Here is a 14,130-nt window from a genome sequence, read left to right as displayed (position 1 = left end):
CGCCCGGGCGGTGCGACCGCCGCCAACCGAACGACCCGAAAGACCGACCGACACAGGCGCCGCCTCCCCGGGGCGCCCTGACGAGGAAACACTCCGTGATCAGATTCGAGGGCGCCGGCAAGCGCCACCCAGACGGCACCATCGCGGTCGAGGGACTGGACCTGGAAGTCCCGACCGGTCGGATAACCGTCCTGGTCGGGCCCTCCGGGTGCGGCAAGACCACCCTGCTGCGCATGGTCAACCGGATGGTCGAGCCCACCTCGGGCCGGGTGCTGCTGGACGGCACCGACGTCGCCGAACTGGAACCCGCCAAGCTGCGCCGAGGCATCGGGTACGTGATCCAGCAGGCGGGGCTGTTCCCGCACCGCAAGGTAATCGACAACATCGCCACCGTCCCCTACCTGCTCGGTTGGGACCGCAAGAAGGCCCGGGCCCGGGCCGCCGAACTGCTCGAACTGGTCGGCCTCGCCCCCGAGACCGCCAAGCGCTACCCGTTCCAGCTCTCCGGCGGCCAGCAGCAGCGGGTCGGCGTGGCACGGGCGCTGGCCGCCGACCCGCCGGTCCTGCTGATGGACGAACCGTTCAGCGCCGTCGACCCGGTGGTGCGGGCCGGGCTCCAGGAGGAGCTGCTGCGCCTGCAGTCCGAGCTGCACAAGACCGTGCTGTTCGTCACCCATGACATCGAGGAGGCCGTGCGGCTCGGCGACCAGGTCGTGGTGCTGCGCGAGCACGGCCGGATCGCCCAGCTGGCCGACCCGCACACCCTGCTCACCGCCCCCGCGGACGACGGCGTGGCCGCCTTCCTCGGCCGCGACCGGGGCCTGCGCGGCCTGGGCCTGCGGCCCGCGAAGGCCGTCGAGCTCCGCCCGATCGAGGACGGACCCGGCCACGGGGGCTGGGAGTTGGCCCTGGACGACGAGCGCCGCCCGATCGGCTGGATCGACCGCGCCGCCGGTGCCACCGAGCTGCAGCCGGTCGCCGGCTACCGCCCGGACACCGACACCCTGCGCGCCGCGCTGGACGCCGCCGTGCTCTCCCCCGCCGGGGTCGCGGTCGCGCTGGACGCCGACGGCCGGGCGGTCGGCACCGCGGGCCGGGAGGCCGTCCTGGCCGCGCTCACGCCGATCGCCCCCACACCGGCCCTCACGCCGGTCGCCCTCACCAAGGCGGACCCGGAGGTCCCGGCGAACGAAGCGGACGCGGCGGACGCGGCGGACGAAGCGCTCCCGCAGCCACCCGCGCAGACCCCGGCGGACGGAGCCGACGGTGGACGATGAACCGATCGTCCGCTGGTACTGGATCGGCGACCACGTCGGCTACCTCGGCAACCTGCTCGCCGACCACGCCGTGATCGCCCTGGTCCCGGTGCTCATCGGCCTGCTGCTGGCGGTCCCGCTCGGCCTGGCCTGCGCCCGCTTCCCCCGGCTGTACCAGCCGCTGTCCGCCGTCTTCAACATCGTCTACGCGCTGCCCTCGCTGGCCGTCTTCGTGGTGCTGATCCCGTACACCGGGCTCGCCACCCAGGCGACCGTGATGATCCCGCTCACCTTCTACGCCCTCGCCGTCCTGCTGCCGACCACGGTGGACGGGCTGCGCGCCGTCCCGGACTCCGTCCGGCAGGCCGCCACCGCGATGGGGTACGGGCCCTGGCACCGGCTGACCGCCGTCGAACTGCCCGCCGCCGTGCCGTACCTGATCGCCGGGCTGCGGGTCGCGGCGGTGTCCAGCATCTCGCTGGCCAGCGTCGGCGCGCTGATCGGCCGCGGTGGGCTGGGCTACCTGTTCATCGACGGCTTCCAGCGGACCTTCCCGACCCCGATCGTGGCTGGGATCGTGCTGATCGCCGTGCTGGCGCTGGCCGTCGACCTGCTGCTGGTGGCCGCCCGCCGGCTGCTCGCGCCGTGGGCCGTCCGGGAGCAGGGGGCGGGCTCGTGAACTGGCTGAACTGGCTGAGCGACTTCTTCTCCGCCCCGGACCGCCGCAGCGGTCCGGACTCGATCGTGCACCGGGTCTCCGAGCACCTGCTGCTCTCCGGCGAGGCCCTGCTCTTCGCGGCACTGCTGGCCGTCCCGCTCGGGCTGCTGATCGGCTATACCGGGCGCGGGGTCACGGTGGTCACCGCGCTGGCGGGGGCCGCCCGCGCCCTGCCGACCCTGGGCCTGGTCACGCTCGCGGTGCTGCTCGCCGGGGTCGGCGACACCGCCGTCCTGTTCCCGCTGGTCGCCCTGGCGGCACCGCCGCTGCTGGTGGCGGCCGTCGAGGGGGTGCGCGGCACCGACCCGGACGTCCGGGACGCCGCGCGCGGGATCGGCCTCACCCACCCGCAGGTGCTGTTCCAGGTCTGCCTGCCCTCCGCCGCGCCGACCCTGCTGGCGGGCTTCCGGACCGCGACCGTCCAGGTGATCGCGACCGCCACGGTGGCCGCCTACGTCGGGCTGGGCGGCCTCGGCCGCTACGTCATCGACGGGCTGGCCACCCGGCAGTACGCGGTGACCGTGGGCGGCGCGCTGCTGGTGGTGCTGCTCGCGGTCGGCGCCCAACTGTTCTTCGCCCTGCTCGCCCGGTTCGCGCTCCCGCCCGGGGTGCGCGCCCAGCGCCGGACCCGCTGAGGCCCCTCCCTCTTCTCCCTCCCATCCGCTCCGGAAGGACAACTGTCACCATGTCGACATTCAAGGGAAGCCGCCGCGCCGTGCTCCTCGGCACTCTCGCCGCACTCGCCCTGGGCGCCACCGCCTGCGGCTCATCGGGCAGCGGCGACCCGCTCGGCGGCGGGTCGAGCGCCTCCGCCGGCGCCACGGCCTCCGGCAGCGGTGCCGCCTCGGGCGGGTCCGGCGGTGCGGGCGGTTCCGGCGGGACCGTGGTGGTCGGCTCGGCGAACTTCCCCGAGAACGTGCTGCTCGGCTCGATCTACTCCCAGGCCCTCAAGGCCAAGGGCGTCAAGGTCCAGGAGAAGTTCAACATCGGCAGCCGCGAGGTGCTCTACGGGCAGCTGCAGAGCGGCAACCTGACCGTCCTGCCCGAGTACAACGGCGCGCTGCTCGCCTACCTGGACGCCAAGAACACCGCCGTCACCACCCCGGACGTGAACGCGGCGCTGACCAAGGCACTGCCCGCCTCGCTGGCGATCCTCGACTCCTCCCCCGCGGAGGACAAGGACTCGCTCAGCGTCACCCAGGAGACCGCCGACAAGTACAGCCTCAAGAGCATCGCGGACCTCGCGGCCAAGGCCGGCGAGTTCACCATCGGCGGCCCGCCGGAGTTCAAGACCCGCCGCGAGCAGCAGTTCAAGGACGTCTACGGGCTGACCTTCAAGGAGTGGAAGCCAACCGCCGACACCACCGCGAACGCGCTCAAGGACGGCAACATCCAGGTCGGCAACGTGTTCACCACCGACCCGAAGATCGTCCAGTACAAGCTGGTGCCGCTGAGCGACCCGAAGAACGTCTTCGGCGCGCAGAACGTCACCCCGCTGATCAACAAGGCCGGCGTGGACGCCAACGCGACGGCGGCGCTCAACGCGGTGTCGGCCAAGCTCGACACGGCCGGGCTGACGGCGCTGATGAAGCGGGTCTCGGTCGACAAGGAGGACCCGTCGGCGGTGGCCAAGGACTGGCTGAAGAGCAACGGGCTCGGCTGACGGTCCGACCCGGTCCTGACCCGGCTGGACCCGGCTGGACCCGGCTCGGCTCGACCTGGCCCGGCCCGGGGATCGACGGCAGCGGACGGCGGCGCGGAGGGTTTCCCTCCGGGGCCGCCGTTCGCCGTTCCCGGGCCGTTCGGGGCGGCCCCACGGGACCTTCCCTTCTACGCCGCGAACATGACAGTGTGGCGCCATGCGCACTCGTCTCCTCGCCGCCTCCCTCACGGCACTCGCCGCGGTGAGCCTCGCTGCCTGCTCCAGCTCCGGTTCGAGCTCGGGATCGGGCTCCGGCTCGAGCTCGGCCAAGGCCACCGTCGCGGCCGGCTCCCCCACCGTCGCCGCCACCGCTGACGCAACGGCCGACGCCACGGCCTCGACAGGCACCCCGGCACCCACCACGGCCGCGCCGTCCGCGCCCGCCGACCCGGGCTCCACGGCCGGCGCGGACGGCTCGGCCCCGGCCAAGCCCGCACCGCCGGCCGACGCCGGCCTGCCCGCCAAGCCGGACGCCGACCTGACCGGCAAGGTGGTCGCCGCACTGAACGCGATCGACCCGGCGATCGTCGGCGGCAAGCCCGACCAGGCGGTGGAACAGGCCCGCAAGCAGTGCCAGGCGCTGTACCAGTTCCCCAAGGACAAGGCGAAGCTGGCCCAACTGGCCGACCAGCACTTCACCTCGCCCGAGCACCCGCAGGGCTTCGGACCGGACACCGCCTCGAAGATCGACGACGCACTGCGCTCCACCCTCTGCCCGGCGGCGCGCTGACGCCGTCCACGCCGCCCCGCACCACCCCGAACCGCCCGGTGTCCTGAGCTCCGGGCAGCCGTGGCCGCGCCCCGCCCGCCGGGTGCGCGGCCATCGGCGTCCCCGCCCTTCGGCGGCCGGGGCCGTCCGCTGACGAACTGTTAGGTCTCTTGACAGACCAGTGGTCTAGTCCAAACATAAGCATGTCGATCCGACCGGGATGCACTGTGGGGGTGTGACCACCGGCGGCTGAGGCACTGCCCTGCCCTGCTCCGCTCCACCCCCGCTCCGTACGGCGTGCGCACCTTCGCACCACCTCCCGCACCACCTCCCGCCTCCACCCGAGGCGGTGGGCTCCGCACGCCCTTGTGTCCGCATCGAACGCCCCCTGCACCCGCCCCCGCACACCCGCCTCCGGCTCCGCACGTCCGCGCGGTCGACCCCACACGACCACCGGACGAGCCGTGGCCCGCACATCCCCAACGTCCTGCCCCACCACGTCTGTTGGAGAATCCATGCGTCTTCGCAGAACCCTCCGGGCCGCGCTGACGGCCTGCGTCACACTGGCCGCCTCGGCCGGTCTGGTCGCCGCCGGGACGGGCTCCGCCCAGGCCGCCACCCCGCTCCCCACCCGGGTCTTCGCGCCCTACTTCGAGTCCTGGACCGGTCAGAGCCCCGCCACCCTGGCCGCCCAGTCCGGCGCCAAGTACCTGACGATGGCCTTCCTCCAGGCCGCCACCAAGGGCTCCTGCACCCCGTACTGGAACGGCGACACCTCGAAGCCGGTGTCCTCCTCCACCTTCGGCGCCGACATCGCCACCATCCGCGCCAACGGCGGGGACGTGATCCCCTCCTTCGGCGGCTACACCGCCGACAACACCGGCACCGAACTGGCGGACAGCTGCACCGACGTCAACCAGATCGCGACCGCCTACGAGAACCTGATCACCACCTACGACATCAGCCGGATCGACCTCGACATCGAGGACAACTCGCTGACCAACACGGCCGGCATCGACCGCCGCAACAAGGCGATCAAGGTCGTGCAGGACTGGGCCGCCGCCAACGGGCGCAGCATCCAGTTCTCCTACACGCTGCCGACCACCACCGGCGGGCTGGCCGACAACGGCCTCGCGGTACTGCGCAACGCCGTCAGCAACAAGGCGCGGATCGACGTCGTCAACATGATGACCTTCGACTACTACGACAACGCCACCCACGACATGGCGGCGGACACCCAGACCTCGGCGCAGGGCCTGTACAACCAGCTGGCCCAGCTCTACCCGACCAAGTCCCCCACCCAGCTGTGGGGTTCGATCGGGATCACCGAGATGCCCGGCATCGACGACTTCGGCGCCGCCGAGACCTTCACGGTCGCCAACGCCACCACCGTGTACAACTGGGCGGTGTCCAAGGGCATCAACACGCTGTCCTTCTGGGCACTCCAGCGCGACAACGGCGGCTGCCCGGGCAAGGGCGGGGACGACTCCTGCTCCGGGATCAACCAGGGCACCTGGGACTTCACCCACATCTTCGCGCCCTTCACCAGCGGCTCGACGGTGACCAACGACTTCTCGGTCGCGGTGAACCCCAACTCCGCCACCGTAAAGGCTGGTTCGTCCGCCTCGGCGGCAATCGCGACAGCGGTCACGGCGGGCTCGGCGCAGAGCGTCAGCCTCTCGGTCAGCGGCGCCCCGACCGGCGTCACCGCCACCGTCACCCCCGGCAGCGTCACCGCCGGCAACAGCGCCACCCTGAACGTCACCACCACCTCGTCGGTGGTGCCCGGGAGTTACCCGCTGACGGTCACCGGCAGCGCGGCCTCCGGCAGCCACACCGGCGTCTTCACGCTGACCGTCACGGGCAACCAGCCGGGCAACGACTTCTCGGTCGCGGTGAACCCGAACTCCGGTACCGTCGCGGCCGGTTCGTCCGCCTCGGCGGCGATCGCCACGGCGGTCACGGCGGGCTCGGCGCAGAGCGTCAACCTCTCGGTCGGCGGCGCCCCGACCGGCGTCACCGCCACCGTCACCCCCGGTAGCGTCACCGCCGGCAACAGCGCCACCCTGAACATCGCCACCACCTCGGCCGCGGCGGCGGGCACCTACCCGCTGACCGTGACGGCCACCGCGCCCTCCGGCAGCCACACGGCGACCTACTCGCTGACCGTCACCGGCACGGCCCCGTCGACCGGCCTGGTCAACGGTGACCTGGAGACCGGCAAGGTGGCCCCCTGGACCTGCCAGAGCGGCGGCGGCATCGTGACCACGCCGGTCCACTCCGGCTCGTACGCGCTGCAGGCCGCGGCCTCCGCGAGCCAGACCGGCGACTGCACCCAGACCGTGACGCTCAAGCCCAACACCAGCTACACGCTGAGCGGTTGGGTGCAGGGCAACTACGCCTACCTGGGTGTCAGCGGTGGCGCCAACGCCAGCACCTGGACCATCTCCTCGGGCTGGACCAAGCTCTCCGTCCCCTTCACCACCGACGCCTCCGGCAGCGTCACGGTGTACCTGCACGGCTGGTACGGGCAGGGCAGCGTGTACGGGGACGACTTCTCGATCTCCTGAGCGACGGGCGGCAGACGGCAGCTGACAGCTGACAGCTGACAAGTAACAGATAACGGATAACAGCTGACAGATTTCAACATCTGTCAGCTGTTATCCGTTTGTTGTCATCTGTCCGGGCCCACTCGGGCCCGCTCAGACCCCTCCGCCCCCTCCCGCAGCTGCCCAGGCCGGCACAGCGTCGCGTACGTCGCCAGCGCCAGCACACCGCAGCCCAGCACCACCAGCGCCAGCAGGGTCGCCGACGGCCGCCCGCCGAGGCTGCTCAACGGCGCGACCACCGCGCCGCACAGGAAGTTGCCCGTCCCCAACAGCGCCGAGGCCGTCCCGGCCGCCTGCGGCTCCACCAGGCTCAGCGCCTGCGCCGCCGTGTTCGGCAGCACCACCCCGAGGCTGCCCATCAGCACGAACAGCGGCGGGCAGAACCCGGCCAACCCGAAGTCCCACACCGCGGTCAGCAGCACCAGCGCCACCCCGGCCGCGACCGCCGTCCCGAGCCCGGCCAGCATCAGCGACCTCGCGGCGAAGCGCGGCGCCAGCACCCGCCCGTTCAGCTGGGTCATCACCACGATGGAGAGCGAGTTCAGCCCGAACAGCAGGCTGTAGGTCTGCGGCGACACCTGGTAGACGTGCTGGAGGACCGTCGAAGACCCGCTGATGTACCCGAACAGCGCGCCGAACGCCAGCGAGCTGGTCAACGCCAGCCCCAGGAAGGGCAGGTGGCGCAGCAGCCGCGCCATCGTGCGCAGCGTCGCGGCGACCCCACCGCCGTCCCGGGCCTGCGGCGGCAGGCTCTCGCGCAGCGCGCCGAACGCGGCCAGGGTGAGCAGCAGTCCGAGCGCCGTCAGCGCCCCGAAGGTGCCGCGCCAGGAGGTGAAGCGCATCAGCTGCGCCCCGATGATCGGGGCGAGGATCGGTGCCAGCCCGGAGATCAGCGCGATCGAGGCGAGGAAGCGCAGCATCGCCACGCCCTGGAAGCGGTCCCGGGCGACGGCCCTTCCGATGACCAGTCCGGCCGACCCGGCCGCGCCCTGGACGAAGCGGGCCGCGATCAGCACCGCCAGGTTCGGCGCGAACACGCACACCACGCTGGACAGGGTGTAGACGACCAGCCCGGCGAGCAGTGGCGGCCGGCGCCCGAAGCGGTCGCTGAGCGGCCCGAAGAGCAGTTGCCCGGCCGCCACCCCGACCATCGAGAAGGTGAGGGTGAGCTGGACGGCCGCCGGTTCGGCGACCAGGTCGTCGGCGATCGCGGGCAGGCCGGGCAGGTAGAGGTCGGTGGTGAGCGGGCCGAGCGCGGTGAGGCCGCCGAGGACGACGACGGTGGCCCGGCCGGCGGCTGCCGACCTGCCGGACGCCGGGGCCGGGGCTTGGGCTGGATCGGTCGACGTGTCGTCGGTGGGACCGACGGTCGGGCCGGGCATGGCTCTCCTAACGGACGCGGTGACGTGGGGTTCGTTCGCGATCCGTCCTATCGCAGCCCCTCGGACGCGTTGACGGCAGGGGTGCACCGGGACGGATCCGCCCACCGGCCGATCCACAGCACGCGCACGACGAAGGCCCGCCCGCACCTTCCGGTGCCCGGCGGGCCGTTCGTTCCCTGGTCAGGACGGCTGATCCGGGACCAGTGCCCGGTCAGCACCCTCAGTGCTTGGCGACGTGCTCGGCGCGAAGGGCCGCCTGCAGTGTCGCGCCGTCCTGCCACGCGTAGAGCTGGTTGCCGGTGAGCGTCACATTGTAGTGCCCGCAGGTGCCGATGGCCTTGGCCGCGATGCCCTCCGGGAACCAGCCCGCCTTGAGCGAGACCGGCACCGGGTGCGGCCCCTTGCCCGGCACCCCGGTGTTGCAGCCGGAGGGCAGCCGGCCCTCGGGGAGGGTGGCGCGCAGCAGCCGGTCGTCGCCGGTGGTGGACCTCAGGTACTTGACCGAGGAGGCGTTGTCGGGCAGCCAGGTCGGCATCGAGCGACGCTCGGCCTTGGCCTGCGAGCCGCTGTCGAACGCGGCCTGCTCCTGGTGGCGCCCGTCGTACCACTCGGACACCCGCGGGCCGATTGCCACCGCTGCCACGGCGACGGCCATGCCGGTGCCCGCGACTCCCAGCGCGACCTTGCTCACGATGCCCTTCATGCCTGGCTGCCCTCTCCGTGTGCGGTGCCGGTGCGTCCGGTGGGTCCGGTACGTCCGATGCCTGTGCTGCGTCCGTTGCCTGTGCTGCGTGCGGTGCCTGTACGACGCCCGGCGCCTGTACGACGTCCGGTGCGGCCGGGACCGTCGCCGGCCCGTCCGTGACCCGTCCGAGCTGAACGGTCCGCCGTCCGGGTGTATCCATGGTGGCGCGGGCCGACCTTCCGGATCGTCACCACCAGGTCGCGAGCTTGCATCCAACCCACGGGGTACCGTCTCCACCTTCAGGCGTATGTCCGTGGGGCCGACCCCGGAGGTAGGTGCCGCTCCGGCGCTCGGGCTGCCACGCCGGGCCCGGGTACGTCCCGGGCCCCGATCGAGCCTGACCCAGGCGGGGCGCCGCCGCAGCCCGGTGTGCTGCACCCGGGGCACCGGCCCGCGGCGGACCGGCCGCACGGCGGGCCGGAGCCAGGGCTGGACCGGGGCTGGGACTGGGGGCGGGGCGCCGGGTCAGACGGTCGCGGCGACCGGCCGGGCGACGGGGAAGGGGCGGCCGTCGAGGGTCCAGTGCGGGTCGATCGGGCGCAGCAGCGAGGCGTACACCTGGGCGGCGACGTCGGGGTGGCGGATCTCGCCGGCGGGCGGGCCGGCCGGGATGTCGTGCCCGGCGCAGGCGACCCAGGCGGTCCGCTCCTCGACGGTGCGGCCGCCGTGGCCGCCGGCGTCGACGTGCCCGTGGTCGGTGACCACGATGACGGTCCACTGCTCCTGAGGATAGCCCTCCCGGCCGCGGACGGCGTCGAGCAGGCGGCCGAGGCGCTCGTCGGCGGTGCGCATCGAGGCGCGGTACTCCTCGCCGCAGCCGAGGAAGTGGGCGGTCTCGTCCACGGCGCCCAGGTAGACGAAGGAGGCCTCGGGGTCGGCGGTGCCCAGGACGTGGACGGCCTCCCGGGTGACCTCCTCATCGACGGCCTCCCAGGCCTCGGGGGTGTCCTCGGCGGGGGCCACGTAGGAGAGCCGGCCGGGGGCGCGGAACAGCGGGCCGCCGGACTCGTTGATCATCAGCGGGTCCCAGCCGGCCGCGACGAAGGTGCGGCGGCGGTCGCCGCGGTTGAGGCGGGTGGCGAAGTCGGGGAAGACGTCCAGCCGGTTGCCGCCGAGGTGGTTGCCCCAGACGCCGTGCTTGGCGGGCTCGACGCCGGTCACGATGGTGGCCCAGCACGGTCCGGACATGGTCGGGGTGGAGTCCGCGACGGTGACCGGCACCAGGAACCCGGCCTCGGCGACCTCCTGGAGGCGCGGCATCGGCACCTGGGCGAGGTAGTCGTGGCGGACTCCGTCGATCCCGACCACGAGGACGCGGGGGCGGGGCCACTGGACTGCGGACATGGTGGGGCTTCCTTTCGGTCGTGCACACCCGGCCGCGCCCGCCGAGGGCGCCGCCGACCGCGCCATGCTTCACGGCCGGCCGTACCGGTCGGCGACGGGGTGCCGAACGGCGGGTGTCCGCGAGGTGTCGGGAGCGTCGGGAGCCTAGCGAGGTGTCGCGAGGTGTCGCGAGGTCAGCCAGCCGCCCGGACGAAGCGGCGGTCGGACTCCGCGAGGTCGGCGGCCGGCCCCGCCGCGCGCAGGACGACGTCCAGGACGCCGTCCGGGTCCGCGGCGTAGCAGTTCGCGAACCAGGGCAGGTTGGCCTCCACCACGGCCCAGTGCTCGACCGGGTCGTACGGGTCGGCGATCGGGCCGACGTCCAGCGCGACGGCGCTGGGCAGGGCGAGCGGCCCGGTGCCCCCGACGGCGTCGAGCAGGCGGCGGGCGAACGCGGTGGCCTCGGCGGTGAGCGGAGCCGGGTCGAGCCGGCCGAAGCGCGCGTAGCGGCTGCCGGTGCGCACCTGCCCGTCGAGCAGGAACAGCCGGTACTCGGCGGTGAAGGTCACCGGCTCGCTGACCAGGACGGGGGTGTCCGGGCCGATCCGCTCGCCGGTGCGGGGCAGCCGGGAGCCGTCCGGGTGGACGGCGGGCGGGAAGGACTTGTCGGCGGGCGGCTTGACGAAGGCGGGGTGGCGCAGCGTCCAGGCCTCGGCGAGGGTGGTGAGTTCGATCCGGCGGCGGGTGAACTCCTCGGGGAGGCGGGCGAGCCAGTCGTCCTCGGGTTCGAGCAGGGCGAGCCCGAGCGGCGCCGCGATCCGGGCGGCCGCGAGCGGCCCGCCGTACCAGTGGACGGGCCGTCCGGCGAGCCGCCCGACCGTGTCCGGCCCGGCCAGTACGGCGGTGGCCAGGCCCCGGCGGGCGGCGGCCCCGGTGAGCAGGCCGGTGGTGCCGGTCGGCTGGGCGGAGGTGAGCAGGACGGGCGCGCGCACGGCCGTCAGCCCTCGGGCCGGAACTCGTGGACGACCTCGATCCGGCCGACGATGTGCCGGTTGAACTCCTCCAACTCCTCGGCGGGCACCCAGAGTTCGAGGATCGTCCGGCCGCCGGCCCGCTGCACCGGGTAGCGGGCGAGGAAGTCCGTCTCCACCTCGAAGCGGGTGACGTAGCCGACGCCGGAGGCGGGCACGTTCCAGTCGCGGGCGATCCGGATCGCGTAGTCCTCGTTCAGCACGGGGTAGAAGATCGGCTGCTCGGGCAGCCGGGGCGGCCAGGCGCGCCGGTCGGCGGCCTCGACCAGGGCCAGCTCCTCCGGGCCGGTGGGGCGCCAGAGGGTGGTGGTCGGGGGCTGCTGCCGGGCGGGCTGACTGGTCATGGCGGGACGGTAGCCGGGCCGCGAGGGGCCCGGCCACCGGTTATTCGCCGTTCGGGGCGGGGCCGGCGGTCGGTCAGCGGTAGGCGGACTCGCCGGTGATGGCCTCGCCGAGGACCAGGGTGTGGATCTCGCTGGTGCCCTCGTAGGTGAGCACCGACTCCAGGTTGTTGGCGTGCCGCAGCACCGGGTACTCGGTGGTGATGCCGTTGGCGCCGAGGACGGTCCGGGCGCTACGGGCGATCTCCAGCGCGGTGCGCACGTTGTTGAGCTTGCCGAAGCTGACGTGCGGCGGGCGGGCCGCGCCCTCCTCCTTGAGCCGGCCGATCCGCAGGGCCACCAGGTACGCCTTCTCGACCTCCAGCATCATCTCGACCAGCTTCTGCTGGGTCAGCTGGAAGCCGGCGATCGGGCGGTCGAACTGGATCCGGCTCTTCGCGTAGTCCAGCGCGGCGGTGTAGCAGTCGCGGGCGGCGCCGACGGTGCCCCAGAGGATGCCGTAGCGGGCCTCGTTGAGGGAGGAGAGCGGGCCGCGCAGGCCGGTGACGCCGGGCAGCACGGCGTCGGCAGGCAGCACGACCTCGTCGAAGGCCAGCTCGCTGGTGACGGAGGCGCGCAGGGAGAGCTTGCCGTGCACGTCGGTCGCGGTCAGGCCACGGGTGCCGCGCTCGACCAGGAAGCCGCGCACGCCCTCCTCGGTCTGCGCCCAGACCACGGCGACGTCGGAGATGCTGCCGTTGGTGATCCACATCTTGCTGCCGGACAGCACCCAGTCGCCGCCCTCGCCGCCCTTGCGGACCGCCCGGGTGCGCATGTTCGCCGGGTCCGAGCCGAAGTCGGGCTCGGTGAGGCCGAAGCAGCCGATCAGCTCACCGGCCGCCATCCCGGGCAGCCAGCGCTGCTTCTGCTCCTCCGAGCCGAAGGCGTGGATCGAGCGCATCGCCAGCGAGCCCTGGACCGAGACGAAGCTGCGCAGCCCCGAGTCGGCCGCCTCCAGCTCCATGCACGCGACCCCGTACGCCACGGCGTCGGCGCCCGCGCAGCCGTAGCCGTCGAGGTGCATGCCGAGCACGCCCAGCGCGCCGAGTTCGGGGGCGAGTTCGCGGGCCGGGAAGACACCGCGCTCGAACCAGTCGCCGATGTGCGGGCGGATCCGCTCCTCGGTGAACCGGCGGACGGTGTCACGGACCAGCCGCTCCTCGTCGGTGAGGAGGTCGCCGACCGCGAGCAGGTCGGCCGGGTCGATCCGGGTCGGCTTCGGCATGGAAGCTCCTTGTAGTCTCGGCGGGACATCGGCGAGTATTCCGCAACCCGCCCGGTCAGGGACCGACGGGAGCGAGTGAGGAAGGCGACATGTCCGGCACGGCGTACGTGGTCGACGAGGTGACGGCCGAGGAACTGGACGGCTCGGTGGCCGAGTTCGCCGGGCTGCTGACGGCGACCGTCCACGACGGTGCCTCGGTCGGCTTCCTCGCCCCGCTGGAGCCGGACGAGTCCGCGGCGTGGTGGCGGGCACTGGTCCCCGAGCTCGCGGCCGGACGGCTGGTGCTGTGGACCGCCCGGGCGGCGGCCGACGGGCGGCTCGCCGGGACGGTGCAGCTGCGGCCGGCCACGACGGCGAACGGGCGGCACCGGGGCGAGGTGGCCAAGCTGATGGTGCACCCGGCGGACCGCGGGCAGCGGCTGGCCGGGCGGCTGCTGGCGGCGCTGGAGGAGCGGGCGGCTCGGTCGGGGATCCGGCTGCTGGTGCTGGACACCGAGACGGGCAGCCCGGCCGAGCGGATGTACGAGGCGGCGGGCTGGACCCGGGTCGGCTCGGTGCCCGACTACGCGGCCGACACGACCGGCGTGCTGCACCCGACGACCATCTTCTTCAAGTCGCTGGTGCGCTGACGGGAACGGCCGGGCCGAACGCGAACGGCCGGTACGGAACACGGAAGGGGAGGCGGGGCATGGCGCGTTGGGCGCTGGTCGTCGAGGAGACGGTCGGGATCGGCAAGGACCGGACCTGGGGCAACAAGGTGCTCGGCGAGGTCGAGGGCACCCGGGAGGAGGCCGTCGCGGAGCTGCGGCGGATCGTCCCGACCTACACCCCGGAGCATCCGATGAGCAGTCGGCAGCAGACGCTGCTGCGGGACGGGGACACCTACCTGCTGATCTCGCGGGGGAGCATGCGGGACTACCACTGCGTGTTCAAGGTGTGGGAGCTGCTGTGGGACAGCAAGCGGCCCGAGGTGCAGGCGGAGCGGTTGACGACTGACGACTGACAGATAACAGATGACAGTGTTCAGCGAACAGATGACAGATTTCGAAA

14 protein-coding genes are annotated in these 14,130 nt (G+C 73.1%); 8 read left to right on the top strand and 6 right to left on the bottom strand.

The annotated features are described in order from the left end of the window. The first annotated feature begins 95 nt into the window (after positions 1-95). The 6 genes from ACFXOZ_RS16485 (at position 96) to ACFXOZ_RS16460 (ending at position 6,955) form a co-directional block, all read left to right on the top strand. Positions 96-1,277 (top strand): ABC transporter ATP-binding protein, encoded by a 1,182-nt coding sequence (locus tag ACFXOZ_RS16485; protein ID WP_380590972.1) that lies wholly within the window; start codon positions 96-98, stop codon positions 1,275-1,277. Next, positions 1,267-1,935, top strand: a complete 669-nt coding sequence (locus tag ACFXOZ_RS16480) for an ABC transporter permease (RefSeq protein ID WP_375890662.1) — start codon at positions 1,267-1,269, stop codon at positions 1,933-1,935. Before ACFXOZ_RS16485 ends, ACFXOZ_RS16480 begins: the two co-directional genes overlap by 11 nt. Continuing rightward, the gene (locus ACFXOZ_RS16475) at positions 1,932-2,609 is read left to right on the top strand and encodes an ABC transporter permease (protein ID WP_380395903.1); all 678 of its coding nucleotides are present in this window, start codon (positions 1,932-1,934) and stop codon (positions 2,607-2,609) included. The genes ACFXOZ_RS16480 and ACFXOZ_RS16475 overlap by 4 nt, the downstream gene beginning before the upstream one ends. A 50-nt stretch (positions 2,610-2,659) precedes the next feature. After that, the gene (locus ACFXOZ_RS16470) at positions 2,660-3,637 is read left to right on the top strand and encodes an ABC transporter substrate-binding protein (protein ID WP_375890666.1); all 978 of its coding nucleotides are present in this window, start codon (positions 2,660-2,662) and stop codon (positions 3,635-3,637) included. A 196-nt stretch (positions 3,638-3,833) separates the two neighbouring features. Continuing rightward, complete coding sequence (locus ACFXOZ_RS16465; protein WP_380590969.1) at positions 3,834-4,406, top strand: hypothetical protein; 573 nt, start codon at positions 3,834-3,836, stop codon at positions 4,404-4,406. 494 nt (positions 4,407-4,900) lie between these two features. Continuing rightward, positions 4,901-6,955, top strand: coding sequence for a glycosyl hydrolase family 18 protein (locus tag ACFXOZ_RS16460; protein ID WP_380590966.1), 2,055 nt, complete (start codon positions 4,901-4,903; stop codon positions 6,953-6,955). Between the two features lie 104 nt (positions 6,956-7,059). Here the strand turns inward: ACFXOZ_RS16460 and ACFXOZ_RS16455 are convergent, their stop codons facing one another. The 6 genes from ACFXOZ_RS16455 to ACFXOZ_RS16430 form a co-directional block, all read right to left on the bottom strand. Then, a complete protein-coding gene (locus tag ACFXOZ_RS16455) occupies positions 7,060-8,376 on the bottom strand; it encodes a multidrug effflux MFS transporter (protein ID WP_380520918.1) in 1,317 nt (438 codons plus the stop codon). A gap of 220 nt (positions 8,377-8,596) precedes the next feature. Beyond that, positions 8,597-9,079 carry a hypothetical protein gene (locus tag ACFXOZ_RS16450; RefSeq protein WP_375890675.1) on the bottom strand — a complete coding sequence of 161 codons (483 nt, stop codon included), beginning with the start codon at positions 9,077-9,079 and terminating at the stop codon, positions 8,597-8,599. 507 nt (positions 9,080-9,586) lie between these two features. Next, positions 9,587-10,465: an alkaline phosphatase family protein gene (locus ACFXOZ_RS16445; protein ID WP_380520916.1), complete on the bottom strand. Its 879-nt coding sequence runs from the start codon at positions 10,463-10,465 to the stop codon at positions 9,587-9,589. Between the two features lie 173 nt (positions 10,466-10,638). Beyond that, on the bottom strand, positions 10,639-11,436 hold the full coding sequence (locus ACFXOZ_RS16440; RefSeq protein WP_380590963.1) for an ATP-grasp domain-containing protein: 798 nt from the start codon (positions 11,434-11,436) through the stop codon (positions 10,639-10,641). A gap of 5 nt (positions 11,437-11,441) precedes the next feature. Further along, positions 11,442-11,819: a hypothetical protein gene (locus ACFXOZ_RS16435; RefSeq protein ID WP_375890678.1), complete on the bottom strand. Its 378-nt coding sequence runs from the start codon at positions 11,817-11,819 to the stop codon at positions 11,442-11,444. Positions 11,820-11,892: 73 nt separating this feature from the next. Beyond that, complete coding sequence (locus tag ACFXOZ_RS16430; RefSeq protein ID WP_380395895.1) at positions 11,893-13,080, bottom strand: acyl-CoA dehydrogenase family protein; 1,188 nt, start codon at positions 13,078-13,080, stop codon at positions 11,893-11,895. Between the two features lie 89 nt (positions 13,081-13,169). Here ACFXOZ_RS16430 and ACFXOZ_RS16425 point away from each other — a divergent pair, with 89 nt between their 5' ends. Further along, a complete protein-coding gene (locus ACFXOZ_RS16425; protein ID WP_380590960.1) occupies positions 13,170-13,709 on the top strand; it encodes a GNAT family N-acetyltransferase in 540 nt (179 codons plus the stop codon). A 59-nt stretch (positions 13,710-13,768) separates the two neighbouring features. Beyond that, positions 13,769-14,083, top strand: a complete 315-nt coding sequence (locus ACFXOZ_RS16420) for a hypothetical protein (RefSeq protein ID WP_380395893.1) — start codon at positions 13,769-13,771, stop codon at positions 14,081-14,083. The last annotated feature ends 47 nt before the right edge of the window (positions 14,084-14,130 follow it).

The sequence above is a fragment of the Kitasatospora sp. NPDC059160 genome, assembly GCF_042755465.1.
In the GTDB taxonomy this organism is placed as follows: domain Bacteria; phylum Actinomycetota; class Actinomycetes; order Streptomycetales; family Streptomycetaceae; genus Kitasatospora.
Note: the sequence above shows the minus strand (reverse complement) of the source record. Positions and strands in the feature narration are given on the sequence as shown.